The following is a 24,338-nucleotide window of genomic DNA, read 5'->3' on the forward strand; positions in this document are numbered from 1 at the left end:
GGCTTTGCAGAGGAAAATACTATGGATTACGAATTTCTGCGCGACATCACCGGAGTGGTGAAAGTGCGTATGTCGATGGGCCACGAAGCTGTTGGACACTGGTTCAACGAAGAGGTGAAAGAGAATCTCGCCCTTCTGGACGAAGTTGAACAGGCGGCAAATACGGTGAAAGGCAGTGAACGCTCCTGGCAACGTGCCGGGCACGAATACACGCTGTGGATGGATGGCGAAGAGGTGATGGTGCGTGCCAACCAGCTTGAATTCTCCGGTGATGAGATGGAAGAGGGGATGAGCTACTACGATGAAGAGAGTCTGTCGCTGTGCGGCGTAGAAGACTTTTTGCAAGTCGTGACGGCGTACCGGGCGTTCATGAAACAGAAATAGCACACCGGAGCGTCCTTGCTCCCAGCGCGGCTTACACGGTCGGAATATTGCGGCCGTAGTAGATTTCGCGCATCTCTTTCCAGAGCAGGTCAGTAATGGCCTTGCGCTCTTCTTCGCTTAAATCTTCTGGTCGGGTATGGAACATGTAGTGCTTAAGGTCGAACTCCTTAAGTAACATCTTGGTATGGAAGATATTTTCCTGATACACGTTCACATCCATCATGTCATAAAGCGACTTCATGTCGTCGGACATAAAGTTCTGAATGGAATTGATCTCGTGATCGATAAAGTGCTTCATGCCGTTAATGTCACGGGTAAAGCCTCGCACGCGATAATCAATCGTCACGATATCGGATTCCAGCTGGTGGATTAAATAGTTCAGCGCGTTCAGCGGGGAGATCACGCCGCAGGTCGACACTTCGATATCGGCACGGAAGGTACACAGCCCGCCTTCAGGATGGCTTTCCGGGTAGGTGTGCACGCAGATGTGGCTTTTATCAAGATGGGCGACGACCACTTCCGGCAGCGGGCCCGGATGTTCTGTTTTATCGATAAGTTGAGGGTCGACCGGCTCTTCGCTGACCAGAATCGTGACACTGGCACCCTGAGGTTCATAATCCTGACGGGCGATATTCAGGATATTCGCGCCGATAATCGAACAGGTTTCTGACAGGATCTCGGTCAGACGGTTGGCATTGTAGAGTTCATCGATATAGGCGATGTAACCATCGCGTTCTTCCGCTGTTTTGGCATAGCAGATATCGTAAATACAAAAACTCAGGCTTTTGGTCAGGTTGTTAAAGCCATGCAGTTTAAGCTTTTTCAATTAGCTCACCCCCTTAGTGGATAATGCGTCTTGCAGGTACTGCGGTAAGGCAAACGCTGCGGTATGAACTGCCGGATTGTAGTAACGGCACGTAAGACCGGCCTGGTGGAAGCGGGCCTGAATAATTTCGGTGGAAAGATGGCGCAGTACGTCGTTATCCGTTGCCCAGGCAAAGGTCATGATCCCGCCGTAGTACGTCGGAATAGCGGCCTGATAGAAGCTGACATCGCCAAAATAGGTGCTCAGCTTGCGGTGGCTGTCGAGGGCTTCATCCTGCTGCAGGAAGCAGACGCCGTTTTGTGCCACGAAAATCCCGCCCGGCTTCAGGCAGCGCTTGCAGCCTTCGTAGAAATCGGAGGTAAACAGCGATGCGCCGGGACCGATTGGGTCGGTACAGTCGGAGATAATAACGTCGAAGGTCTGGGTCGTCTGATTAACGAAGTTAACCCCATCATCAATGACCAGACTGAAGCGCGGATCGTCATAGCTACCGGCGTTATGGTTCGGCAGGTACTGACGACAGAAAGAGACCACGCCGGCATCAATTTCCACCATCGTAATGGTTTCGATGGATTGATGGCGGGAGACTTCACGCAGCATTGCGCCATCACCACCACCGATAATCAGAACATGCTTCGCATGCCCGTGTGCCAGCAGTGGGACGTGGGTCATCATCTCATGATAGATAAACTCGTCACGCTCGGTCGTTTGCACGACACCATCCAGCGCCATCACGCGGCCAAAGGCGGCATTCTCGAAGATGATCAGATCCTGGTGATCGGTTTTCTCATGATAGAGCACGTTATCAACGGCAAAGTACTGACCAAACTGGTCATGCAGTGTTTCATGCCACAACGTGTGGTCGGCCATACGCGGACTCCTCCTTTGTTAACATCCGTTACGCTCACAAAAAATGAGCGAAACATGATAGCTAACTATAACCGTGGTTGCACGGCTATAGGCTCAACAAGGGGGCGTCGGGAAGGTTATTTCACGTAGGCGAGCAGGCTGAGTGAATCGCGAGCCAGCGCTTTGCATTTTTTGGCGGTAGGGATACCAATACCGCTTAAATCGCGGTAGCTGTCTTCGCCGAGCGCCTTCATGTCGAAGCTATCGTAGTTGCTGAGATCCCATTGGTTTTGCTGGGCAAAAAAGACCAGTGCGCGACGAATCTGCCCGTTGGGCAAATTCTGGTAACCACAATCGTTTTTCAGAAAGACAAAAACTGCCGTCAGATCGGCCATATCTTCCGCTTCATTTTCACTCAGCGCGTAACTGTTCGCACACATCGCCATCAGGCTACCGAACAAAATTGTTCTGAAAAACGTCTTCATTGCTTCTACCACTGCATCACGGAAAATTAACGTTAGCATACTTGATGCCAGGCCGACGATCTTTATTATTACCGCTTCACTTGACCTTCCGGTAAGGGGAGGGTTTATGCTCAAAAGATCGCCTGCTGGAAATAAGGAAATGAACATGCAACGCCGTGATTTTTTAAAATATTCCGTTGCGCTTGGCGTAGCCAGCGCTTTACCGCTGTGGAGCCGCGCGGCTTTTGCGGCCGACAGACCTGCCTTACCGATCCCTGATTTACTCACCGCGGATGCCCGTAGCCGCATCCAGCTTGTTGTCCAGTCCGGTAAAACGACCTTTGGCGCACACAGCGCGACAACGTGGGGTTATAACGGCAATCTTCTCGGCCCGGCACTTCAGTTACGTAAAGGGAAAGCGGTGACGGTGGATATCCATAACACGCTGGCTGAGGAGACCACGTTGCACTGGCACGGACTGGAAGTGCCGGGCGAGGTGGATGGGGGGCCGCAGGGCATCATAAAACCGGGCGGTAAGCGAAGCGTGACCTTTACCCCGGACCAGCGCGCCGCGACCTGCTGGTTCCACCCCCATCAGCATGGCAAAACGGGCCATCAGGTGGCGATGGGGCTGGCGGGGCTGGTGCTGATCGAAGATGACGAAAGCCGTTTGCTGCGCCTGCCCAAACAGTGGGGCATCGACGATGTGCCGGTCATTGTGCAGGACAAAAAATTCACCGCTGACGGGCAAATTGATTACCAGCTGGACGTCATGAGCGCGGCGGTAGGCTGGTTTGGCGATACCCTGCTGACCAACGGTGCCATTTACCCGCAGCATGCGGCACCGAAAGGCTGGCTGCGCTTACGCCTGCTCAACGGCTGCAACGCCCGCTCACTGAATTTCGCCACCAGCGATAAACGCCCTCTGTACGTGGTCGCAAGCGACGGGGGGCTGCTGCCTGAACCGGTGAAGGTGGATGCGCTACCGATGCTGATGGGGGAGCGTTTTGAGGTGCTGGTGGATATCAGCGACGGCAAACCGTTTGACCTGGTCACGCTTCCGGTCAGTCAGATGGGAATGGCGGTTGCACCCTTTGACAAGCCACACCCGGTGCTGCAGATTCAGCCGCTGCAGGTCACGGCTTCGGGCATGTTGCCGGATACCCTGACCACGCTGCCGGCGCTACCTTCTCTCGAGGGCCTGACCCAACGCAAGCTGCAACTGTCCATGAACCCGATGCTCGATATGATGGGCATGCAGGCACTGATGGCGAAATATGGCAATCAGGCGATGGCGGGTATGCACCACGGAGAGATGATGGGCCATATGAATATGGACCACGGTAAAATGGGCGGCATGGGGCACGGTGGCCATGATTTCGATTTCCACAATGCCAACATGATCAATGGCAAAGCGTTCGACATGAACACGCCAATGTTTGCTGCCACAAAAGGGCAGTTTGAACGCTGGGTGATTTCAGGCGAAGGCGACATGATGCTGCATCCGTTCCATATTCACGGCACCCAGTTCCGCATCCTTTCTGAAAACGGTAACGTGCCACAGGCGCATCGCGCGGGATGGAAAGACACCGTCAGGGTTGAAGGTGGCGTCAGTGAGGTGCTGGTGAAATTTGACCACGAGGCACCGAAGGCGTTTGCCTATATGGCGCACTGCCATCTGCTGGAGCATGAAGATACGGGCATGATGCTGGGGTTCACGGTTTAATATCGTGTGGGCTGATGCCCAGACCTTGGTCCAGAGGGGATAAGCAATAAAAACGGCAACCGAAGTTGCCGTTTTTTTTACCGTTGGCGGTGTTAGTTATTTAGCGTCGTCGGGTAAAGCATAAGCCACAATGTAGTCGCCCATCTTCGTACCAAACGAACCGTGACCACCCGCAGAGATGACAACGTACTGCTTGCCATTCACTTCATAGGTCATCGGCGTTGCCTGTCCACCTGCTGGCAGACGGCCTTGCCACAGTTTTTCACCGTTGGTCATGTTGTACGCGCGCAGGTAGTTATCGGCGGTTGCCGCGATGAACAGCACGTTACCGGCGGTAGAAATTGGACCACCCAGCATTGGCATACCCATATTGAACGGGACAGGAACCGGCATCGGGAACGGCATGCTGTCCTGAGGCGTACCAATACGTTTTTTCCAGACGATCTGGTTAGTTTTCAGATCCAGGCCGGAGATATAACCCCAGGCAGGCTGTTTACACGGCAGACCAAACGGCGACAGGAACGGGTTCAGCGTGACACCGTATGGCACGCCATACTGCGGCTGAATACCCGCTTCAGTACCGCTGCCTTTAGCATCTTTAGGCTGCTCCATTGGGTTGCCTGGACCGCGTGGAATGAGCTTAGAAACAAACGGCAGGGCCATCGGGTTGGCAATCGCCACCTGACGGTTAGGGTCAACGGAGATCCCACCCCATTCGAACATGCCCAGGTTACCCGGGAAGACCAGCGTGCCCTGCTCAGAAGGTGGCGTGAAGATACCTTCATAGCGCAGCTGATGGAACATCACGCGGCACACCAGCTGGTCAAACATTGTGGCACCCCACATGTCTGCACCGCTGAGATCTTTCTTCGGACGGAAGCTCAGGTCAGAGAACGGCTGTGTTTTGGTGACATAGTCGCCTTTAGCAGCGCCCTGCGGAACGGGTTTTTCTGGTGCCGGGACAACCAGCTTACCGTTGCTGCGATCCAGCACAAAGATGTTGCCCGTTTTCGCGGGTGCATAAATCACCGGAACGGTTTTGCCGTTAACGGTAATGTCAGCCAGCGTCGGCTGGGACGGCATGTCCATATCCCACAGGTCGTGGTGAACAGTCTGGTAGCTCCAGGCCAGTTTACCGGTGGTCGCGTTCAGCGCCACGATAGAGCTGGCATAACGCTCTTGCTCAGGCGTACGGTTACCCCCCCAGATATCTGGCGTGGTGACGCCCATCGGCAGGTAGACCAGGTCCAGCTTCGCGTCATACGCCGCCGGTGCCCAGGAGTTAGGTGAGTTAAAGGTAAAGGTGTGTTCGTCCGATGGGATCGCATTTGGATCTTTCGCGCCCGGGTCGAAGGCCCACAGCAGTTTACCGGTATTCACGTCAAAACCACGGATAACGCCAGAGGTTTCGCGGGTGGAGAAGTTATCGGTTACCGAGCCGGCAATCACGATAGTTTTATCGGTGATAATCGGCGGTGAGGTTGGCTCATACAGACCCGGCGTGGTGTCCGGCATGTTGGTCTGCAGATTCAGGATACCTTTGTTGGCAAAGGTCTCACACAGCTTACCGGTTTCGGCATTGATCGCGAACAGGCGGCCATCGTTTACCGGCAGCATGATGCGGCGAGGACAGTCGGCAATGACTTCAGGGCTCGCATTATCAGCACGCGCTTCGTGGTAAGAGACGCCACGGCAGGTGATGTGCTGGAACGACGGGTTGGAGTTCAGCTGTGGATCGAAGTGCCATTTCTCTTTACCGGTGGCCGCGTCAAGCGCGAACAGACGCTGGTGCGCGGTGCACAGATAAAGCATGTTACCGACTTTAATCGGCGTCACTTCGTTGGTCAGTTCACCCGGATCGTTTGGCATCTTCAGGTCGCCGGTACGGAATACCCAGGCTTCCTTCAGGTTCTTAACGTTGTCCGCGTTGATCTGCTTGAGCGGGGAGTAGCGCTGACCTTCCTGATTACGGCCATAAGCTGGCCAGTCGCCATCCGCGACCTGCGAGATAGCCGCAGCTGGGGTGGATTCGGCATTCAGCGTACCGTTAATCTCCTGCGGATCGTTAAAACCGGCCCAGGTGAGAATGCCGCCGCTGATCAGCAGGGCAACCACCAGCGCCGCAACGGCACCGCTTGAAGGAACAATCAGGCGACGCCACACGAACGGCAGGATCAGCCAGATACCAAAGAAGACCAGGATGTCACTGCGCGGCGTCAGTGCCCAGAAGTCGAAACCGACTTCCCAGACGCCCCAGATCATGGTTGCGAGGAGTAAAGCAGCATAAAGCCATAGCGCGGATTGTTTTCTACGCCACAACAGGACGGTTACGCCAAGCATAACCAGACCCGCAATAGGGTAGTACCAGGAGCCGCCAATTGCGGCCAGCCAGACGCCACCGATTAACAGATACAGGCCGCAGAAGGCGGCGAATAGCGCTGTTAATGTCACCAGTAGACGTGGCTGTTGAGTTTTTATTTCAGCCATAGAAAGTGTACTCGTCAGTTTTGTTAATTATTTGCTAGCAACTAATTATAGGTATTAACAAGTGTGATCGGAATCACAATATTTGCTTTTTATAACTCATGCGCCAGGTGTATCCATTTACTGATATAATGGCTGGCTTGCGTATCGATGCCGGAGTAACATTCATCCGCATTGAGAGATTTTCATTAAAATCATATGGTTAGTAATATGAAACATACTGTTGAAGTGATGATCCCGGAAGCCGAGATCAAAGCGCGTATCGCCGAACTGGGTCGTCAAATCACCGAACATTACAAGGACAGCGGCAGCGAAATGGTGCTGGTCGGTCTTTTACGTGGCTCTTTCATGTTCATGGCAGACCTGTGCCGTGAAGTGCAGGTGTCCCATGAGGTCGATTTTATGACCGCCTCCAGCTACGGCAGCGGCATGTCCACAACCCGTGATGTGAAAATCCTGAAAGATCTGGATGAAGATATTCGTGGCAAAGATGTGTTGATCGTTGAGGACATCATCGACTCCGGCAACACGCTCTCTAAAGTGCGCGAGATCCTGAGCCTGCGTGAGCCAAAGTCCCTGGCGATCTGCACCCTGCTGGATAAACCCAGCCGCCGTGAAGTGCAGGTGCCGGTAGAGTTTGTCGGCTTCTCTATCCCTGACGAGTTCGTCGTGGGCTATGGCATTGACTACGCGCAGCGTTACCGCCATCTGCCGTATGTGGGTAAAGTGATCCTGCTCGACGAGTAAGGTTTGTGACGTGCGGTCTGTTGCCCTCTGACGAGGGGACACACAGTAAAAACGGCAACCCGGGTTGCCGTTTTGTTTTTATCTGAACCGCTTACAGGCAGCTATTTATGGTTGACGTGCTTAAGCTTCAGGTTGGCGATCCCGGAACGATAGCGCTGCTCCAGCGTTTCACGGTTGGTGGCGGTCACTTCCAGGTTACGAAGCAGACCATCGTGAATACCGTAGGCCCAGCCGTGGATCGAGACTTTTTGCCCGCGTTTCCACGCCGATTGCATGATGGTGGAATGACCAAGGTTATAAACCTGCTCCATCACGTTCAGTTCGCAAAGGGTATCGAGACGACGCTCCTGCGGCATTTCACCCAACAGTGAGCTATGTTTGAACCAGATATCGCGGATATGCAGCAGCCAGTTATCGATTAACCCGAGTTCGGTATTTTCAATCGCGGCCTGCACACCGCCGCAGCCATAGTGGCCACAAATAATGATGTGCTCGACCTCCAGAACGTCAACGGCGTACTGAACAACCGAAAGGCAGTTGAGGTCGGTATGGATCACCAGGTTGGCAACATTACGGTGCACAAACAGTTCGCCAGGCTCGAGACCTGTCAGGCGCTCTGCCGGAACGCGGCTGTCGGAACATCCAATCCAGAGAAAGCGTGGGTTTTGCGCCTGCGCGAGCTTTCCAAAAAATCCGGGGTCTTCCTCCACCAGCATTTTTGACCATAGTGCATTGTTGCTGATGAGTGTATCTATGTCGTTCATGGAGGTTAGCGACCTGTAACCGAGTGATTGCGTTGCGCTAATATAGGGTAACTCGACTTTTAATGAAACCACACAACGTGTGTCAGAACCTAAGGTAAGTTTAATTCATGGCGATTGCACTGGAGCTTGAGCAGCTCAAAAAAACCTATCCAGGCGGCGTTCAGGCGCTGCGTGGGATAGATCTCAAAGTGGAAGCGGGGGATTTCTACGCGCTTCTGGGGCCGAATGGGGCGGGGAAATCCACCACCATTGGCATTATCAGTTCGCTGGTCAACAAAACGTCCGGCCGGGTGAGCGTGTTTGGTTACGACCTGCAAAAAGATGTGGTGAATGCCAAGCGCCAGCTCGGACTGGTACCGCAGGAGTTCAACTTCAACCCGTTCGAGACAGTGCAGCAAATCGTGGTTAATCAGGCGGGTTACTACGGTGTTGAGCGCAAAGAAGCGGTGGAGCGCAGCGAAAAGTACCTCAAACAGCTCGATCTGTGGGAAAAACGCAATGAACGTGCGCGCATGTTGTCAGGCGGGATGAAGCGCCGTCTGATGATTGCCCGTGCGCTGATGCATGAGCCAAAGCTGCTGATCCTTGATGAGCCCACCGCGGGCGTGGATATCGAACTGCGTCGTTCAATGTGGGGCTTCCTGAAGGACCTCAACGACAAAGGCACGACCATTATTTTGACCACGCACTACCTCGAAGAGGCGGAGATGCTGTGTCGCAATATCGGCATCATTCAGAACGGTGAGCTGGTGGAAAACACCTCAATGAAGAGCCTGCTCGCCAAGCTAAAATCCGAAACCTTCATTCTCGACCTGGCGGCGAAAAGCCCGCTGCCGACGCTGGAAGGCTATAACTATCGTCTGGTGGATACCTCAACGCTGGAAGTGGAAGTGCTGCGCGAGCAGGGCATCAACAGCGTGTTCTCACAGCTGAGCGCGCAGGGTGTTCAGGTATTAAGTATGCGTAACAAAGCGAACCGACTGGAAGAGCTGTTTGTCTCTCTGGTGCAGGATAAACAAGGAGACAAGGCATGACGCATCTTTACTGGGTCGCGCTGAAAAGCATCTGGGCGAAAGAGATTAACCGCTTTATGCGTATCTGGGTGCAAACTCTGGTACCGCCGGTGATCACCATGACGCTCTACTTCATCATCTTCGGTAACCTCATCGGTTCCCGCATTGGTGAAATGCACGGCTTTACCTATATGCAGTTTATTGTGCCGGGCCTGATCATGATGGCGGTGATCACCAACGCCTATGCTAACGTGGCATCATCATTCTTTAGCGCCAAGTTCCAGCGTAACATTGAAGAGCTGCTGGTCGCGCCGGTACCAACGCATGTGATCATTGCGGGTTATGTGGGCGGCGGCGTGGCGCGCGGTCTCTGCGTGGGGATTCTGGTGACGGCGATCTCCCTGTTCTTTGTGCCGTTCCAGGTGCATTCATGGCTGTTCGTGGCGCTCACGTTACTGTTGACGGCCATCTTGTTCTCGCTGGCCGGTCTGCTGAACGCGGTGTTTGCTAAAACGTTCGATGATATCAGCCTGATCCCGACCTTTGTGCTGACGCCACTGACCTATCTTGGCGGGGTGTTCTACTCCCTGACGCTGCTGCCGCCGTTCTGGCAGGCGCTGTCACACCTGAACCCGATTGTTTATATGATCAGCGGCTTCCGCTTTGGTTTCCTCGGCATTACGGATGTGCCACTGATTACCACGGTTGCGGTGCTGGTGGTGTTTATTATCGCCTTCTACCTGCTGTGCTGGTCTCTGATTCAGCGTGGACGCGGTCTGCGCAGCTAATCTTCCGCCCGGCGACATTCTGTTTGCCGGGTGCTTTTCTTTGATTGTTATCACCGTACGCTAACCTTCACTCCGCTAAACTACTTGCCTGCTAAGGAGAGAGTGATGCTGGGATGGGTGATCGCCTGCCATGATGAACAGGCGCAGGATATGCTGGATAAACTGGAGGCCAGATTTGGTCCGCTGGCGCAATGCCGTGCGGTTAACTACTGGCGTGGATTGAGCACCAACATGCTCAGCCGAATGATGTGCGATGCCCTGCATGAAACCGACACCGGTGACGGCGTCATCTTCCTGACCGATAAATCCGGCGCGGCACCTTATCGCTCTGCGGCATTGTTGAGCCACAAGCACGACAACTGTGAAGTGATATCAGGCATTAACTCTTTGCTGCTGGAATCCATGTATCCCTTCCGGGAAACCTTAAGCAGCGCTGAATTCCGTCATGCGATCGTCGACAAAAAAGTGGCCGGCGTCAGCAGCCTGTGGCATCAGCAGCAAAAAAATCCTCCCTTTGTCTTGCTCCATGATTTGTATAAGAATTAAACATTGGTATTGATGCTGCTTTTGTTACAATGGTGGCTGATTTTCCGTGTCGATTAATATTCCATGTTCATGCGCGTTGTGTTCCTTCTGTTGCTGCTGGTTTCCGGCGGCGCATCTGCCAGCCTGATCGCTCAGCAAGGGCTTCCCGCCCGATATATGCAAACCACCGAAGATGCGGCTATCTGGGCGCAAGTAGGTAACAATGTGGTCAATGTCGGCAATATCCGTGCCGGGCAAATCCTGGCCGTCGTCCCCACATCCGCTGATTACTACGAGTTTCGTTTTGGCTTCGGCACGGGCTTTATTGATAAAGAGCACCTGGAAGATGTGCAGGGCAAACAGCGCGTGGAAGACAGCCTTGGTGATTTGAATAAACCGCTGAGTAACCAGAACCTGATAACCTGGAAAGACACGCCTGTCTTTAACGCCCCCAGCAGCGGAAGCGCCCCATTCGGCACGATGAGTGCTAACCTTCGCTACCCCATTCTGAATAAACTTAAAGACCGTCTGAACCAGACCTGGTATCAGATCCGCATCGGCAATCGTCTGGCGTGGATCAGCAGCCTGGATGCGCAGGAAGATAACGGCATCCCGGTCCTGACCTATCACCATATCCTGCGTGATGAGGAGAACACCCGTTTCCGGCATACCTCCACGACCACCAGCGTGCGTGCGTTCAGCAACCAGATGACCTGGCTTCGCGATCAGGGCTATACCACGCTGACGATGGCTCAGCTTGAAGGGTATGTGCGTAACAAAATGAACCTGCCGGCGAAGTCTGTGGTGATCACCTTTGATGACGGGCTGAAGTCGGTGAGCCGCTATGCGTATCCCGTCCTCAAAGCGTATGGATTCAAGGCGACGGCGTTTATCATCTCGTCGCGTATAAAACGTCATCCGCAGAAGTGGGCGCCGAAATACCTGCAGTTTATGAGTGTCTCTGAGCTTGAGCAGATCCAGGATGTGTTTGATATCCAGTCTCATACCCACTTCTTGCATCGGGTGGACGGCAATAAACACCCGATCTTACTGAGCCGTAGCCATCACGTGATTTTGTTCGATTTCGCGCGTTCACGCCGGGCGCTGGCGCAATTTAACCCGCACGTGCTCTATCTCTCTTATCCGTTTGGCGCCTATGACGACAAAGCGGTAAAAGCAGCGAATGACGCAGGGTTCCACCTGGCGGTGACAACGGTAAAAGGCAAAGTGAAGCCCGGGGACAATCCGTTCCTGCTTAAGCGACTGTATATTTTAAGGACGGATTCGCTGGAGACGATGTCGCGGCTTATCAGTAATCAGCCGCAGGGATGAGGTGAGAGAAGGCTGTGAACGGTTCACAGCCTTCAGGATATCAGGCAACCTGGACCGGAATGGCTTTCGCGGTGCGTTTCATTTCGTTGTCGCCTTCGAAGTACGCCACTTTTGGCTGCCAGCGACGGGCTTCTTCGTCAGACATCATCACGAAGCTGGCAATGATAACGATATCACCGACGTCAGCACAGTGAGCGGCAGCGCCATTCACGGAGATAATTCTGGAGCCGCGTTCCGCCGCGATCGCATAGGTAGAGAAGCGCTTACCGTTATTCACGTTCCAGATATCAATGGCTTCGTTTTCAAGGATGCCCGCTGCATCAAGAAAATCCTGATCAATGGCGCAGGAGCCCTCATAGTGCAGGTCGGCCTGAGTGACTTTCACACGGTGAAGCTTACCTTGCAGCATTTTGCGAATCATTACGTTTACCTTTAATCATCATGCGTTAACCCCCCCGCGAACGAGGGGAGGTAGAGAGTTATGCCAGCTCAACCACTTTATTGTCGATAAGGCGTGCCTGACCGAGCCATGCAGCCACCAGAAGCACCGCGCGCTTGCTGGTATCGGTCAGCTCAAGCAGCGTATCGGCATCACGGATTTGGATATCGTCAGCGCGGAAGCCTTTGTCGTTCAGCGCCTGTTCGGCGAGGGCAACGATCTCTTCTGCACTCAGCTCTTTAGCCACAAGCTGTTCCGCCATGGTATTCATGACCTTGCTCAATCCCGGCGCGATTTTACGCTCATCCGCGGTAAGGTACCCGTTACGGGAACTGAGCGCCAGACCGTCTTTGGCACGCACAATCGGCACGCCCACGATCTCAATATCATAACCCATGTCGGCGACCATCTTACGGATCAACGCCAGCTGCTGGAAGTCCTTCTCACCGAAGCAGGCAACGTCGGGCTGCACCAGGTTAAACAGCTTGCTGACGATGGTTGAAACGCCGCGGAAATGGCCCGGACGGCTGGCGCCTTCCAGCATGGTTGAAATGCCCGGCACGTCCACGTAGGTCGCGTCCTCGGTCCCCTGCGGGTAGACGTCTGCAGGTGCCGGAGAGAAGACAATGTCGGCGTGGCGTTTTTTGAGTTTTTCGCAATCTTCCTGCAGGGTGCGCGGATAGCGCGCCAGGTCGTCGGCACGGTCAAACTGCATGGGGTTCACGAAAATACTGACCACCACGATATCTGCACGCGCTCTGGCTTCATCAACAAGCTTCATATGGCCGTCATGCAGGTTACCCATCGTGGGAACCAGTGCGATACGTTTACCTTCCTGACGTGCACGACGGATATGCTGGCGAAGCAGCGGCAGGGTTTCAATGATTAGCACAACAAGACTCCTTAATGGAAACTGTGTTCTTCACCCGGGTAAACACCGGATTCAACGTCGGCAATATACTGCCGCACAGCAGCACGCATGTCGCCTGCTTCTGCCAGGAAATTTTTGGCGAATTTAGGGATATGACCGCCGGTAATACCAAAGGCGTCGTGCATCACTAAAATCTGACCGTCGGTAACGTTGCCTGCGCCAATACCAATCACCGGAATCGACAGCGCCTCGGTGATGCGTTTCGCCAGTTCAACCGGCACACACTCCAGCACCAGCAGCTGTGCGCCAGCGGCTTCCAGCGCCAGGGCATCCTCAAACAGTGTCTGTGCTGCATCACCGCGGCCCTGCACCTTATAGCCGCCAAAAATATTGACGGATTGCGGCGTCAGACCCAGGTGGCCGCAGACCGGCACGGCACGTTCGGTGAGCATTTTCACGGTCTCTGCAAGCCAGGCTCCGCCTTCGATTTTGACCATATTGGCCCCGGCACGCATGACGGTTGCCGCATTCTCGAACGCTTGCTCTGGCGTCGCGTAGGCCATAAAAGGCAGATCGGAAAGCAGCAGACAGGCAGGTGCTCCGCGGCGCACGGCACGGGTATGGTAGGCAATATCTTCGACCGTCACCGGCAGGGTGGAATCATGGCCTTGTACCGTCATCCCTAACGAATCTCCGACCAGCATGACAGTGATACCCTCTTCGGCAAAAAGCTTAGCGAAGCTGTAGTCATACGCAGTAATGGTGGCGAAGCGTCTCTTTTCCTGTTTGCATTTCTGCAGTAAGGAGATGGTGGTTGGTTTCATACTGTTTCCTGATAGCCCAAAAGCGAATCTTTGCGCATTCTAACAGTAACATTTGAGGGAACAATGATTTTAGGCAACCGATTAACCACAATTCCGTGAGGGTTAACCGGTAAAAACGCGGATCACCAGCGGGCCGGTTTTTCTGCGTCGAGGCTATCCAGCACTGCCTTCAGCGAGAGGCCGTCAGGGAAGGTGAGGTCAGGGGCAACGTCGAACAGCGGCCAGAGCATAAAGCCGCGATTTTTCATGTCGTAGTGCGGAACGGTGAGACGGGGGGTGTTAATCACCTCGTGGCCAAACAGCATAATGTCGAGATCGAGGGTGCGCGGCCCCCAGCGTTCGGCTTTGCGTACGCGGCCCTGCTGCAGTTCGATTCGCTGAGTATTATCCAGCAGCGTGTCGGCATTCAGCGCAGTGTCCAGCACCACGGCGGCATTCAGGTAATCAGGCTGATCCTGTGGCCCCAGCGGCGGTGTCCGGTAGAAAGAAGAGACCGCCACAATACGGCTTTGTGGGATTTCACCCAGCGCCTGAACGGCAGCATTAACCTGCTCCAGCGGAGAGGCCAGATTGCTGCCGATGGCAATGTACGCCAGGGTCATGCCGTACCTTCACGGCGCGGCGCACGTTTGCGCGGACGACGGTGGCGACGACGCGGCGTCGGTTCGTCATCGAGGTCGACGAGCATATCTTTCTGCTCTGGCGGTGCTGAAACCTGGAATTCTCCCCACCACTGCGCCAGACGCTGCAGTTCCTGGTTCCGTTCAATTTCAGCACGCAGCGACAGTAAATCGAACGCAGCGCGGAATTTAGGATGTTCCATCAGCTTCCAGGCGCGTTTACCCTGACGACGAGACATGCGCAGCTGAAGCTGCCAGATATCACGCACCAGCGTCGTAATACGTTTTGGAATGGCGAGCGTGCGGCAGGCTTCATCCAGCACGTCATTTGCGGCCAGCGCAAACGCATCGTAGTAGGCCAGACCGCTTTCCTGCGCAATTCTCTGCGCCGCTTCCAGCAACGGATACCAGAACATCGCGGCAAACAGGAACGCCGGGTTCACTCGCATATCGTTGTGAATGCGGGTATCGGTATTCTTCAGCACCTGCGCAATCATGCGTTCCATTGGGCTGTCACCGTTTTCGGTAAAGCAGCGCGTAATGGTCGGGAACAGGGGCTGGAAAAGGCTGTATTCGCGTAGCAGCTTGTAGGTTTCGTAGCCGTAACCGGCCTGCAGCAGCTTCAGCGCCTCTTCAAACAGACGGGCTGGCGGCACGTCGTTAATCAGCGTCGCCAGACGCGGTATCGGCTCTGCGGTTTCCGGGCTGATGCGCATTGAGAGTTTGGCGGCGAAACGTACGGCGCGCAGCATACGCACCGGGTCTTCACGATAACGCGTTTCCGGCGTGCCGATCAGGCGAATCAGACCGTCTTTCAGGTCCTGCATGCCACCGACGTAATCACGGACGGTGAAATCTGCCACGCTGTAGTAAAGGCTGTTGATCGTGAAATCGCGACGCTGGGCATCTTCTTCGATAGAGCCGAAGATATTGTCCCGCAGCAGCATGCCGTTCTGGCCGCGCTGGGAGGTGGTGCGATCGGATTCGCCCGCCTCGTGGTGACCGCGGAAGGTCGCCACTTCAATAATTTCCGGCCCAAACATGACGTGAGCAAGACGAAAACGACGGCCAACAAGGCGACAGTTACGGAATAATTTGCGCACCTGCTCTGGCGTGGCGCTGGTCGTCACGTCGAAATCTTTTGGTTTTTTTCCCAGCAGTAAATCACGCACCCCACCGCCAACGAGATAGGCCTCGTAGCCTGCTTTATTCAGACGATAGAGCACCTTGAGGGCATTTTCACTGATATCTTTGCGGGAAATATTGTGCTGCTCACGTGGAATAACCGACATGCGGTTTTGCGCAATAGCGTCGTTCGCCATGCTCTCTTCGCGGCTTAGCACTTTACGGCAAAAATTAGCGACTCGGGTAAAAATAGTACACCTCGTAGTGTGTTTTGTTATGAAAAAAGCGGCTAATCATAGCTCAGCGCAACGCATTTGAGAATGCTGGATTTTTGGCACGGTCGTCAGCGTCCAGTTGGCGATCGCCATTTTCAGCAGTTCGTCAATTCGCAAATCCTGCCATTCGTTGGTTACATTCTGGTTGAGAAATCGCAGCGCGTCGATCAAAACAGGGCGCGGATCGCCGTCTGGCAGGGCGGGCGCATGATTTTGTTTTGACAGCTTAAAGCCCTGTTCATTGACCGCCAGCGGCAGATGAATGTAATCCGGCGCGTTCCAGCCAAACTGGTGATAGAGCGATATTTGTCGCACGGTAGGTTCCACCAGGTCAGCCCCGCGCACAATTTCCGTCACGCCCTGGAAATGGTCATCAACCACTACCGCCAGGTTATAGGCGAACAGGCCGTCACGGCGGTGGATAATAAAATCTTCGCGTGCAAGACGTTCATCCGCATGGATCTCGCCGGAGAGTAAATCAGTAAAGTGCGTCACCGGGGCATGCTGCTTTATGCGCACGGCGGCCAGTTCTGGGCCGTTATTGCGCGTGCGGCAGTGGCCGTCATAGACGCCACCCACGCTCTGAATACGCGCGCGGGTGCAGGTGCAGTAGTAGGAGAGCCCTTGTGCGTGGAGCCACGCCAGGCGTTCCCGGTAGGCATCATGTCGCCTTGACTGCCAGAGGACGTCGCCGTCCCAGTGAAGACCGTAATGTTCCAGCTGACGCAGAATGGTATCTGCTGCACCGGGAACTTCACGCGGAGGATCAATATCTTCAATGCGGACCAGCCATTTACCGTGACGGGCGCGAGCGTGCAGGTAGCTGCCGAGGGCGGCAATTAATGAGCCGAAGTGTAATTCACCAGAAGGGGATGGCGCGAAGCGCCCAATATAGTGTGATTCAGACATATCAACAGTAACAAGGCGGGAGAAACTCCCGCCTTTAGAGTGTGTAAACAGCGCTGGTATTAACCGGCCATCTGTTTTTCGCGGATTTCTGCCAGCGTTTTACAGTCGATGCACAGATCGGCGGTTGGACGCGCTTCCAGGCGACGAATTCCGATTTCAACACCGCAGGATTCGCAGTAGCCAAAATCTTCGTCTTCGACTTTTTTCAGCGTTTTTTCGATCTTTTTGATCAGTTTGCGTTCGCGGTCACGGTTACGCAGTTCGAGGCTGAACTCTTCTTCCTGAGCGGCACGGTCTACCGGGTCCGGGAAGTTAGCAGCTTCATCCTGCATATGAGTAACGGTGCGATCGACTTCATCCCTGAGTTGATTACGCCATGCTTCAAGAATACGCTTGAAGTGCGACAGCTGGGCTTCGTTCATATACTCTTCGCCCGGCTTCTCTTGATACGGCTCCACCCCAGCGATGGCGAGAATACTCAGGGACGATGTTTTACGGTTTTGCCCTTCTTGCATGTTGCTTCTCCTTAACACGCACTATCGATCCCCGTGTTGGGGGAAAAATCAGGTCGCTATAAATAGCAGATGCTTTTCCGTATGGCAATTATCTAAACGTAACACTTGACAAGCCTGTGAGGAAAAGCGTATTTGCGCACGCGGCCAGAACACTTAATAGTCAATCGTCTAATCCCTTATAAGACAATGGGAAGAGAGGATCTCAGAGTCATATTATCGGCAGAAAGTTCCGCTTTATAAGCCAAAACCTCCACCCCCTGCTTTTGTGCCTCATTCAACAATTGCGCGTATTTGAGATCAATATGGCGGGCTGGAGAAAATCGTTCAATGGCTGAATGTAAAACCGCAAACAGCAATACGGCGCGTTTGCCCGCCGCCGCAACACTCATCAGCTCCCGCAGATGCTTCTGCCCCCGTAGCGTGACCGCATCCGGGAAGTAGCCGTTTTCCTGTTCCGCTAACGTCACTGATTTTACTTCAATATAGCACTCGGGCCGGTCTTCCGCCTGTAACATGAAGTCAATTCTGCTGCTTTCATCGCCATATTTAACTTCACTTTTATGCGTGCCATACCCCACCAGTTCGGGCAGGGTGCCAAGGGTCAATGCTTCCTTAACTAATTGATTGGCGCGCAGGGTATTCACGCAAATAAATGCCCCGTTTTGCGTCTCGGTCATTTCCCAGGTATGGGCATATTTGCGTTTAGTATTTTCTGAAGTGGAATACCAGACCGTGTCACCCGGCGTCGCACAGCCGGTCATGGCACCGGTGTTCGGGCAGTGCAGCGTGAGCTGTTCACCTTCGGGGGTGATCACGTCAGCGAGAAAGCGTTTGTAGCGTTGAACCAGCGTGGCGTGCTGCAGGGCAGGACTAAACTTCATCAGAATTCCTTAGGGTATCGCCCAGCGACCAGCGCTGTAGCGGCGTATAACGGGTGCGTCCTTGGGTAAAGACCGATTCGTAAAGCGCGAAGGTATTGACCTCAACGTCCCAGTGAAAGCCGGGTGGCGGAATGGCAACGGCCTGACCGGCATCGCGCAGCAGGGTGATATGCGGATGAAACGGCTGCGGACTCTGGTAACACCCGCTGCGAGCCGCCTGGGCGCGCAACATACTCGCAAGCTGTAAAAGCCCGCGGGGCGGCTGGCGCGTGCCCAGCCAGACCACGCGTGAGCGCAGCCACTGGCCCGCGTCGTCGAGGTGCAGCGTAAACGCCGGCTGAGAAATGCGGCCAGCCATTGCTGCCAGCGCGCGCTGTTTTTCGGCGCTGACATCGCCCAGAAAGGCCAGCGTCAGGTGCAGGTTTGCCGCCGCGATCGGACGGCCTGCGTCCTGGGGAAAATGGCTGGCTCGCCAGCGAACGATTTTTCGCTGCAGCGTGGAGGGCAATTCTATGGCAAAAAACAGCCGTTTCGACTCAGACATACAGGGGACTCGGTAATGGTATGCGCCGATGCTACAATGTACGCCGACTAATGTTAACCCTCTGGAGCTGTTAGTGTCCTCATTGCCGGTCGCCGTCGTCCTTCCTGAGCTTCTTGCTGCCTTACACCATGCCCCGCAGGTTTTACTTAACGCCCCGACGGGCGCAGGTAAATCCACCTGGCTGCCGCTGCAGATCCTCAAAGAGGGCACTGTCCGCGGGAAAATTATCCTGCTGGAGCCGCGCAGGCTGGCCGCACGGAACGTGGCGCAGCGCCTGGCGGAACTGCTTGGTGAAAAGCCGGGCGAGACGGTGGGTTACCGTATGCGCGCCGAAACCTGCGTTGGCCCGTCCACGCGCCTTGAGGTGGTGACCGAAGGGATCCTGACCCGCATGCTGCAAAACGATCCGGAGTTAAACGGCGTCGGATTGGTGATTCTGGATGAATTCCACGAGCGTAGCCTGCAGGCAGATCTGGCACTGGCGCTGTTACTTGATGTTCAGCAAGGGCTACGCGACGACCTCCGGTTGCTTATCATGTCCGCTACGCTGGATAACGAGCGACTGCAGCAGACGTTGCCCGACGCGCCGGTTATCGCCTCCGAAGGCAGAGCATTTCCCGTTGAGCGTCGCTATCAACCATTGCCTGCCCATCAGCGTTTTGACGACGCGGTAGCCATCGCAACCGCCGAATTGCTCCGCCAGGAATCGGGATCGCTACTGCTGTTTTTGCCCGGCGTAGGCGAGATCCAGCGCGTGCAGGACCAACTGGCTTCCCGGGTGGGAAGTGACGTGCTGCTTTGCCCGCTCTACGGCGCGCTGTCACTGGCGGATCAGCGTAAAGCAATCCTGCCCGCGCCCGCGGGGCAGCGTAAGGTGGTGCTGGCAACCAATATTGCCGAAACCAGTTTAACCATAGAAGGCATTCGCCTGGTGGTGGACAGTGCGCAGGAGAGGGTGGCGAGCTTTGACGCGCGTACCGGGCTGACTAAACTGCTGACGCAGCGCATAAGCCAGGCGTCAATTGTCCAGCGAGCAGGCCGTGCGGGACGTCTTGAGCCCGGTATCTGCCTGCATTTAACCAGCGCGGAGCAGGCTGAACGCGCTGCACAGCAAAGCACGCCGGAAATTTTACACAGCGATCTAGCGGGGCTGGTGATGGATCTTTTGCAGTGGGGATGCCCGGATCCGGCACAGCTGACCTGGCTTAATCCTCCACCCGCCGCGAACCTTGCTGCTGCCCGGATCTTACTGAACCGCCTGGGGGCGCTTGATGGTGAGCGATTGTCATCCCGCGGGCAAAAAATGGCCGCGCTGGGCAATGACCCTCGCCTGGCGGCGATGCTGGTGGCCGCGCAGGGGGAGGATGAAATTGCTACGGCGGCGAAACTGGCGGCTATTCTTGAGGAGCCACCGCGCGGTGGCAGCAGCGATCTGGCGCAGGCCTTTTCCCGCAATCAGGGGAACTGGCAGCAGCGGGCGCAGCAGCTTTGCCGGCGACTCAACGGTAAAGCCGGATCGCCAGACAGCGCGGCTATCGCGCCTCTGTTAGCGCAGGCGTTTCCCGACAGGATCGCGCGTCGTCGCGGTCTGGACGGGCGATATCAACTGGCCAATGGCATGGGAGCCATGCTGGACAGCGATGACGCCATGACGCGTCACGAATGGCTGATTGCGCCGTTACTGTTACAGGGTAGCCACTCCCCGGACGCGCGTATTTTACAGGCTATCGCGGTGGATATAGATGCCCTGACGCGTGCCTGTCCGCAGTTGATCCAGCAATCCGATACCGTGGAATGGGATGAGGCTCAGGGCACGCTGAAGGCGTTTCGTCGCAGCCAGACAGGTAAACTGATCCTCGGCACCACGCCGCTGGCAAAACCGTCGGAAGAGGTGCTGCATCTGGCCATGCTGAACGGCATCCGGGACAAAGGGTTAGGGGTGTTGAACTGGACGCCAGAGGCGGAACAGTACCGTATTCGTCTGCACTGTGCCGCGCGCTGGCTACCGGAGTATGACTGGCCCGCGGTCGATGATGAGACATTGCTGGGCTCGCTGGAACGCTGGCTGCTGCCGCAAATGCACGGTGTACACTCGCTGCGTGCGCTAAAAGCGCTTGATGTTAAGGTCGCGTTACAGAATTTACTGGACTGGTCATTACGTCAACGTCTGGATAGTGAACTGCCAGGGCATTACACTGTGCCGACCGGAAGCTGGATTGCCATTCGTTATCACGAGGATAATCCTCCGGCGCTGGCGGTACGTATGCAGGAAATGTTTGGAGAGGCCACCACGCCTTCTGTGGCGCAAGGGCGCGTCTCTCTGGTGCTGGAGCTGTTGTCGCCAGCCCATCGCCCGTTACAGATTACCCGCGACCTGGGGGCATTCTGGGCGGGGAGCTACCGTGACGTGCAAAAAGAGATGAAGGGGCGGTATCCCAAACATGTCTGGCCGGACGATCCGGCAAATACGGCACCGACACGACGGACGAAGAAATATTCGTGACGGGTGTGGCTGGGAACGTGCGGCTTGATGCCCTCACCCGCAGGGTGCGGGAGAAAATACTAAAGACGTTCCTGTCTGGAAGGTCTTGCTGTTTACTTTGAGAGATTTCTTCTTTCACAGGCCAGTGGAAGAAAAGAGAATCGGGCCCTTGCGCCTGAAAGTTGCGGAGAAAAAGCATGGCGGGGAATGACCGCGAGCCAATAGGACGTAAGGGAAAACCAACGCGTCCGGCGAAAGAAAAGGTAAGCCGTCGTCGCCTCAGAGATGAGGACTATGACGATGACTATGAAGACGATTATGAGGATGAAGAACCGATGCCGCGTAAAGGGAAAGGCAAAGGGCGTAAGCCTCGGGGCAAGCGCGGCTGGTTCTGGCTGCTGCTGAAGCTGTTCATTGTATTTGTTGTGCTGATGGCGATTTACGGCGTCTATCTGGATCAGAAGATCCGTAGCCGTATCGACGGAAAAGTCTGGCAACTGCCTGCGGCGGTGTATGGCCGCATGGTGAACCTTGAGCCAGATATGTCCATCAGCAAGAACGAGATGGTGAAACTGCTGGAAGCCACCCAGTATCGTCAGGTGTCGAAAATGACGCGTCCTGGCGAATTTACCGTGCAGGCGAAAAGCATTGAGATGATCCGCCGTCCGTTTGATTTCCCGGACAGCAAAGAGGGCCAGGTGCGTGCGCGTCTGACCTTTGACGGCGATCGTCTGGATACCATCGAGAACATGGATAACAACCGTCAGTTCGGTTTCTTCCGTCTCGATCCGCGTCTGATCACCATGCTCTCGTCGGCGAACGGCGAACAACGTCTGTTCGTTGCCCGTAACGGCTTCCCGGACCTGCTGGTTGATACCCTGCTGGCAACCGAAGACCGTCACTTCTATGAGCATGATGGCATCAGCCTTTACTCGATTGGCCGTGCGGTGCTGGCTAACCTGACCGCCGGACGGACGGTGCAGGGGGCGAGTACGCTGACCCAGCAGCTGGTGAAGAACCTGTTCCTCTCCAGTGAACGCTCTTACTGGCGTAAAGCCAACGAAGCGTACATGGCCGTACTGATGGATGCGCGTTACAGCAAGGATCGTATCCTTGAGCTGTACATGAATGAGGTGTACCTCGGTCAGAGCGGGGATAACGAAATCCGCGGCTTCCCGCTGGCAAGTCTGTACTACTTTGGTCGTCCGGTGGAAGAGCTGAGCCTTGACCAGCAGGCGCTGCTGGTGGGCATGGTGAAAGGGGCGTCCATTTATAACCCGTGGCGTAACCCGAAACTGGCGCTGGAACGTCGTAACCTGGTGCTGCGTCTGCTGCAACAACAGCAGGTGATTGACCAGGAGCTGTACGACATGCTGAGCGCACGTCCACTCGGCGTTCAGCCGCGCGGTGGCGTGATCTCGCCTCAGCCTGCGTTTATGCAGCTGGTGCGTCAGGAGCTGCAAAGCAAGCTCGGTGATAAGGTGAAAGATCTCTCCGGCGTGAAGATCTTTACCACCTTCGATTCCGTGGCGCAGGAAGCCGCTGAAAAAGCTGCGGTGGAAGGCATCCCGGCGCTGAAGAAACAGCGTAAGCTGAGCGATCTTGAAACCGCGATGGTGGTGGTTGACCGTAACACCGGCGAAGTTCGCGCCATGGTGGGCGGTGCTGAGCCGCAGTTCGCAGGCTACAACCGTGCAATGCAGGCGCGACGTTCGATTGGTTCACTGGCAAAACCGGCAACCTATCTTACCGCCCTGAGTCAGCCTAACCAGTATCGCCTGAATACCTGGATTGCCGATGCGCCGATTTCCCTGCGCCAGCCTAACGGCCAGGTATGGTCTCCGCAGAACGACGATAAACAGTTCAGCGGCCAGGTCATGCTGGTGGATGCGTTGACCCGCTCGATGAACGTGCCAACGGTGAACCTGGGTATGGCGCTCGGTCTGCCGGCGATTGTCGACACCTGGCAGAAACTGGGTGTGCCGAAAGATCAGCTCCATCCTGTTCCGGCGATGATCCTGGGGGCGCTTAACCTGACGCCGATCGAAGTGGCTCAGGCGTTCCAGACCATTGCCAGCGGGGGTAACCGTGCACCGCTTTCTGCTCTGCGTTCGGTGATTGCCGAGGATGGCTCCGTGCTGTATCAGAGCTTCCCGCAAGCGGAACGTGCCGTGCCAGCGCAGGCGGCCTATATGACGTTGTGGACGATGCAGCAGGTTGTGCAGCGGGGGACCGGACGTCAACTGGGCGCGAAGTATCCGGGCCTGCATCTGGCAGGTAAAACCGGGACCACCAACAACAACGTGGATACCTGGTTCGCCGGTATCGATGGCCGTGAAGTGGTGATCACTTGGGTAGGTCGCGATAACAACCAGCCAACCAAACTGTATGGTGCAAGCGGGGCGATGTCGATTTACCAGCGCTATCTGGCGAATCAGTCTCCGGTACCGCTGAATCTGGTGGCGCCGGAAGATATCGTCGATATGGGCGTGGACGGTTCCGGTAACTTTGTCTGTGGCGGTGGTATGCGTACCTTGCCTGTCTGGACCACCAACCCGGATTCGCTGTGCCAGCAAAGCCAGCCAGAGCAACCGACGGGTAACCCGTTCGAGCAGTCTTCTCAGCCCCAGCAGCAGCCGCAACAACAGCCGCAGCAGCAGAATGAGAAAAAAGACAGCGACGGTGTCGCGGGCTGGATTAAAGATATGTTCGGCGGTAACTAACGCTTCACATCCCCCCGAAAGGGGGGATTTTTTTTACCTGTACTTTCCATTTCCTTAACCCTCGTTTTCATTCTGATTAACCCTTCGTTTTCTCTTGTTTATTTCTTAAACCCTTAATTCTCGTAGGGCCGCTTACTGCTTGCTATGCAGCCAGCGTTTCGCATATTATTCTGCGGTCATAATAATAATTCTCGTTTACGTTATCATTCACTTTTCCATCAGAGATAA

General features: G+C 55.2%; 23 protein-coding genes. 9 read left to right on the forward strand and 14 right to left on the reverse strand.

What is annotated here, in order from left to right; translation table 11 throughout:
* Nucleotides 1-21 precede the first annotated feature (21 nt).
* Nucleotides 22-384 (forward strand): protein YacL, encoded by a 363-nt coding sequence (gene yacL, locus ACMVME_RS11985; RefSeq protein WP_014168659.1) that lies wholly within the window; start codon nucleotides 22-24, stop codon nucleotides 382-384.
* A gap of 31 nt (nucleotides 385-415) precedes the next feature.
* Here the strand turns inward: yacL and speD are convergent, their stop codons facing one another.
* From speD to ACMVME_RS12000, 3 genes are all read right to left on the reverse strand, one after another.
* A complete protein-coding gene (gene speD, locus ACMVME_RS11990; RefSeq protein ID WP_014168660.1) occupies nucleotides 416-1,210 on the reverse strand; it encodes an adenosylmethionine decarboxylase in 795 nt (264 codons plus the stop codon).
* Entirely contained in the window at nucleotides 1,211-2,080 is an 870-nt protein-coding gene (gene speE / locus ACMVME_RS11995; protein WP_014168661.1) for a polyamine aminopropyltransferase, read from the reverse strand. It abuts the gene before it with no gap.
* A 116-nt stretch (nucleotides 2,081-2,196) separates the two neighbouring features.
* Nucleotides 2,197-2,544, reverse strand: a complete 348-nt coding sequence (locus tag ACMVME_RS12000) for a YacC family pilotin-like protein (protein WP_014882582.1) — start codon at nucleotides 2,542-2,544, stop codon at nucleotides 2,197-2,199.
* Between the two features lie 145 nt (nucleotides 2,545-2,689).
* Between ACMVME_RS12000 and cueO the strand changes: the two genes are divergently transcribed.
* Nucleotides 2,690-4,249, forward strand: a complete 1,560-nt coding sequence (cueO, locus tag ACMVME_RS12005; RefSeq protein WP_078774280.1) for a multicopper oxidase CueO — start codon at nucleotides 2,690-2,692, stop codon at nucleotides 4,247-4,249.
* A gap of 96 nt (nucleotides 4,250-4,345) precedes the next feature.
* Here the strand turns inward: cueO and ACMVME_RS12010 are convergent, their stop codons facing one another.
* On the reverse strand, nucleotides 4,346-6,736 hold the full coding sequence (locus tag ACMVME_RS12010) for a glucose/quinate/shikimate family membrane-bound PQQ-dependent dehydrogenase (RefSeq protein ID WP_020882595.1): 2,391 nt from the start codon (nucleotides 6,734-6,736) through the stop codon (nucleotides 4,346-4,348).
* 207 nt (nucleotides 6,737-6,943) lie between these two features.
* On the opposite strand from ACMVME_RS12010, the gene hpt reads away from it, so the two are divergent.
* Entirely contained in the window at nucleotides 6,944-7,480 is a 537-nt protein-coding gene (hpt, locus tag ACMVME_RS12015; RefSeq protein ID WP_025205381.1) for a hypoxanthine phosphoribosyltransferase, read from the forward strand.
* Between the two features lie 101 nt (nucleotides 7,481-7,581).
* On the opposite strand, the gene can is transcribed toward hpt, so the two are convergent.
* Nucleotides 7,582-8,244: a carbonate dehydratase gene (can, locus tag ACMVME_RS12020; protein WP_020882596.1), complete on the reverse strand. Its 663-nt coding sequence runs from the start codon at nucleotides 8,242-8,244 to the stop codon at nucleotides 7,582-7,584.
* Nucleotides 8,245-8,351: 107 nt separating this feature from the next.
* On the opposite strand from can, the gene ACMVME_RS12025 reads away from it, so the two are divergent.
* The 4 genes from ACMVME_RS12025 (at nucleotide 8,352) to ACMVME_RS12040 (ending at nucleotide 11,902) form a co-directional block, all read left to right on the forward strand.
* Nucleotides 8,352-9,278, forward strand: coding sequence for an ABC transporter ATP-binding protein (locus ACMVME_RS12025; protein ID WP_014168668.1), 927 nt, complete (start codon nucleotides 8,352-8,354; stop codon nucleotides 9,276-9,278).
* Nucleotides 9,275-10,045, forward strand: coding sequence for an ABC transporter permease (locus ACMVME_RS12030; protein ID WP_014168669.1), 771 nt, complete (start codon nucleotides 9,275-9,277; stop codon nucleotides 10,043-10,045). Before ACMVME_RS12025 ends, ACMVME_RS12030 begins: the two co-directional genes overlap by 4 nt.
* A 105-nt stretch (nucleotides 10,046-10,150) precedes the next feature.
* Entirely contained in the window at nucleotides 10,151-10,591 is a 441-nt protein-coding gene (locus ACMVME_RS12035) for a PTS sugar transporter subunit IIA (protein WP_020882597.1), read from the forward strand.
* Between the two features lie 63 nt (nucleotides 10,592-10,654).
* Nucleotides 10,655-11,902: a polysaccharide deacetylase family protein gene (locus tag ACMVME_RS12040; protein WP_014168671.1), complete on the forward strand. Its 1,248-nt coding sequence runs from the start codon at nucleotides 10,655-10,657 to the stop codon at nucleotides 11,900-11,902.
* Between the two features lie 40 nt (nucleotides 11,903-11,942).
* Here the strand turns inward: ACMVME_RS12040 and panD are convergent, their stop codons facing one another.
* From panD to thpR, 9 genes are all read right to left on the reverse strand, one after another.
* Nucleotides 11,943-12,323 carry an aspartate 1-decarboxylase gene (gene panD / locus ACMVME_RS12045; RefSeq protein ID WP_014168672.1) on the reverse strand — a complete coding sequence of 127 codons (381 nt, stop codon included), beginning with the start codon at nucleotides 12,321-12,323 and terminating at the stop codon, nucleotides 11,943-11,945.
* 58 nt (nucleotides 12,324-12,381) lie between these two features.
* On the reverse strand, nucleotides 12,382-13,233 hold the full coding sequence (gene panC, locus ACMVME_RS12050) for a pantoate--beta-alanine ligase (RefSeq protein WP_025205376.1): 852 nt from the start codon (nucleotides 13,231-13,233) through the stop codon (nucleotides 12,382-12,384).
* Nucleotides 13,234-13,244: 11 nt separating this feature from the next.
* Complete coding sequence (gene panB, locus ACMVME_RS12055) at nucleotides 13,245-14,036, reverse strand: 3-methyl-2-oxobutanoate hydroxymethyltransferase (protein WP_014168674.1); 792 nt, start codon at nucleotides 14,034-14,036, stop codon at nucleotides 13,245-13,247.
* Nucleotides 14,037-14,158: 122 nt separating this feature from the next.
* A complete protein-coding gene (folK, locus tag ACMVME_RS12060; protein WP_020882600.1) occupies nucleotides 14,159-14,638 on the reverse strand; it encodes a 2-amino-4-hydroxy-6-hydroxymethyldihydropteridine diphosphokinase in 480 nt (159 codons plus the stop codon).
* Nucleotides 14,635-16,032: a polynucleotide adenylyltransferase PcnB gene (gene pcnB / locus ACMVME_RS12065; RefSeq protein ID WP_071605427.1), complete on the reverse strand. Its 1,398-nt coding sequence runs from the start codon at nucleotides 16,030-16,032 to the stop codon at nucleotides 14,635-14,637. The genes folK and pcnB overlap by 4 nt, the downstream gene beginning before the upstream one ends.
* Before the next feature lie 42 nt (nucleotides 16,033-16,074).
* The gene (gene gluQRS, locus ACMVME_RS12070; protein WP_068795203.1) at nucleotides 16,075-16,965 is read right to left on the reverse strand and encodes a tRNA glutamyl-Q(34) synthetase GluQRS; all 891 of its coding nucleotides are present in this window, start codon (nucleotides 16,963-16,965) and stop codon (nucleotides 16,075-16,077) included.
* A 59-nt stretch (nucleotides 16,966-17,024) separates the two neighbouring features.
* Nucleotides 17,025-17,480, reverse strand: a complete 456-nt coding sequence (dksA, locus tag ACMVME_RS12075) for an RNA polymerase-binding protein DksA (RefSeq protein ID WP_001155232.1) — start codon at nucleotides 17,478-17,480, stop codon at nucleotides 17,025-17,027.
* A gap of 176 nt (nucleotides 17,481-17,656) precedes the next feature.
* Nucleotides 17,657-18,361: a DNA/RNA nuclease SfsA gene (sfsA, locus tag ACMVME_RS12080; protein WP_014168679.1), complete on the reverse strand. Its 705-nt coding sequence runs from the start codon at nucleotides 18,359-18,361 to the stop codon at nucleotides 17,657-17,659.
* The gene (thpR, locus tag ACMVME_RS12085) at nucleotides 18,351-18,905 is read right to left on the reverse strand and encodes an RNA 2',3'-cyclic phosphodiesterase (RefSeq protein ID WP_014168680.1); all 555 of its coding nucleotides are present in this window, start codon (nucleotides 18,903-18,905) and stop codon (nucleotides 18,351-18,353) included. The genes sfsA and thpR overlap by 11 nt, the downstream gene beginning before the upstream one ends.
* Nucleotides 18,906-18,978: 73 nt before the next feature.
* Here thpR and hrpB point away from each other — a divergent pair, with 73 nt between their 5' ends.
* Both hrpB and mrcB read left to right on the forward strand, forming a co-directional pair.
* Entirely contained in the window at nucleotides 18,979-21,408 is a 2,430-nt protein-coding gene (gene hrpB, locus ACMVME_RS12090) for an ATP-dependent helicase HrpB (RefSeq protein ID WP_414743441.1), read from the forward strand.
* 176 nt (nucleotides 21,409-21,584) lie between these two features.
* Entirely contained in the window at nucleotides 21,585-24,110 is a 2,526-nt protein-coding gene (mrcB, locus tag ACMVME_RS12095; protein WP_025205202.1) for a bifunctional glycosyl transferase/transpeptidase, read from the forward strand.
* Nucleotides 24,111-24,338 lie beyond the last annotated feature (228 nt).

Origin of the sequence: Enterobacter cloacae complex sp. 2024EL-00711 (assembly GCF_047529885.1) — a bacterium.
GTDB classification, from domain to species: Bacteria; Pseudomonadota; Gammaproteobacteria; order Enterobacterales; family Enterobacteriaceae; genus Enterobacter; species Enterobacter ludwigii.

Coding starts and splice junctions, on each gene's coding strand:
- yacL (WP_014168659.1), top strand. CDS start 22: ATGGATTACGAATTTCTGCGCGACATCACCGGAGTGGTGAAAGTGCGT.
- speE (WP_014168661.1), bottom strand. CDS start 2,080: ATGGCCGACCACACGTTGTGGCATGAAACACTGCATGACCAGTTTGGT.
- ACMVME_RS12000 (WP_014882582.1), bottom strand. CDS start 2,544: ATGAAGACGTTTTTCAGAACAATTTTGTTCGGTAGCCTGATGGCGATG.
- cueO (WP_078774280.1), top strand. CDS start 2,690: ATGCAACGCCGTGATTTTTTAAAATATTCCGTTGCGCTTGGCGTAGCC.
- ACMVME_RS12010 (WP_020882595.1), bottom strand. CDS start 6,736: ATGGCTGAAATAAAAACTCAACAGCCACGTCTACTGGTGACATTAACA.
- hpt (WP_025205381.1), top strand. CDS start 6,944: ATGAAACATACTGTTGAAGTGATGATCCCGGAAGCCGAGATCAAAGCG.
- can (WP_020882596.1), bottom strand. CDS start 8,244: ATGAACGACATAGATACACTCATCAGCAACAATGCACTATGGTCAAAA.
- ACMVME_RS12025 (WP_014168668.1), top strand. CDS start 8,352: ATGGCGATTGCACTGGAGCTTGAGCAGCTCAAAAAAACCTATCCAGGC.
- ACMVME_RS12030 (WP_014168669.1), top strand. CDS start 9,275: ATGACGCATCTTTACTGGGTCGCGCTGAAAAGCATCTGGGCGAAAGAG.
- ACMVME_RS12035 (WP_020882597.1), top strand. CDS start 10,151: ATGCTGGGATGGGTGATCGCCTGCCATGATGAACAGGCGCAGGATATG.
- ACMVME_RS12040 (WP_014168671.1), top strand. CDS start 10,655: ATGTTCATGCGCGTTGTGTTCCTTCTGTTGCTGCTGGTTTCCGGCGGC.
- panD (WP_014168672.1), bottom strand. CDS start 12,323: ATGATTCGCAAAATGCTGCAAGGTAAGCTTCACCGTGTGAAAGTCACT.
- panB (WP_014168674.1), bottom strand. CDS start 14,036: ATGAAACCAACCACCATCTCCTTACTGCAGAAATGCAAACAGGAAAAG.
- folK (WP_020882600.1), bottom strand. CDS start 14,638: ATGACCCTGGCGTACATTGCCATCGGCAGCAATCTGGCCTCTCCGCTG.
- gluQRS (WP_068795203.1), bottom strand. CDS start 16,965: ATGTCTGAATCACACTATATTGGGCGCTTCGCGCCATCCCCTTCTGGT.
- dksA (WP_001155232.1), bottom strand. CDS start 17,480: ATGCAAGAAGGGCAAAACCGTAAAACATCGTCCCTGAGTATTCTCGCC.
- sfsA (WP_014168679.1), bottom strand. CDS start 18,361: ATGAAGTTTAGTCCTGCCCTGCAGCACGCCACGCTGGTTCAACGCTAC.
- thpR (WP_014168680.1), bottom strand. CDS start 18,905: ATGTCTGAGTCGAAACGGCTGTTTTTTGCCATAGAATTGCCCTCCACG.
- mrcB (WP_025205202.1), top strand. CDS start 21,585: ATGGCGGGGAATGACCGCGAGCCAATAGGACGTAAGGGAAAACCAACG.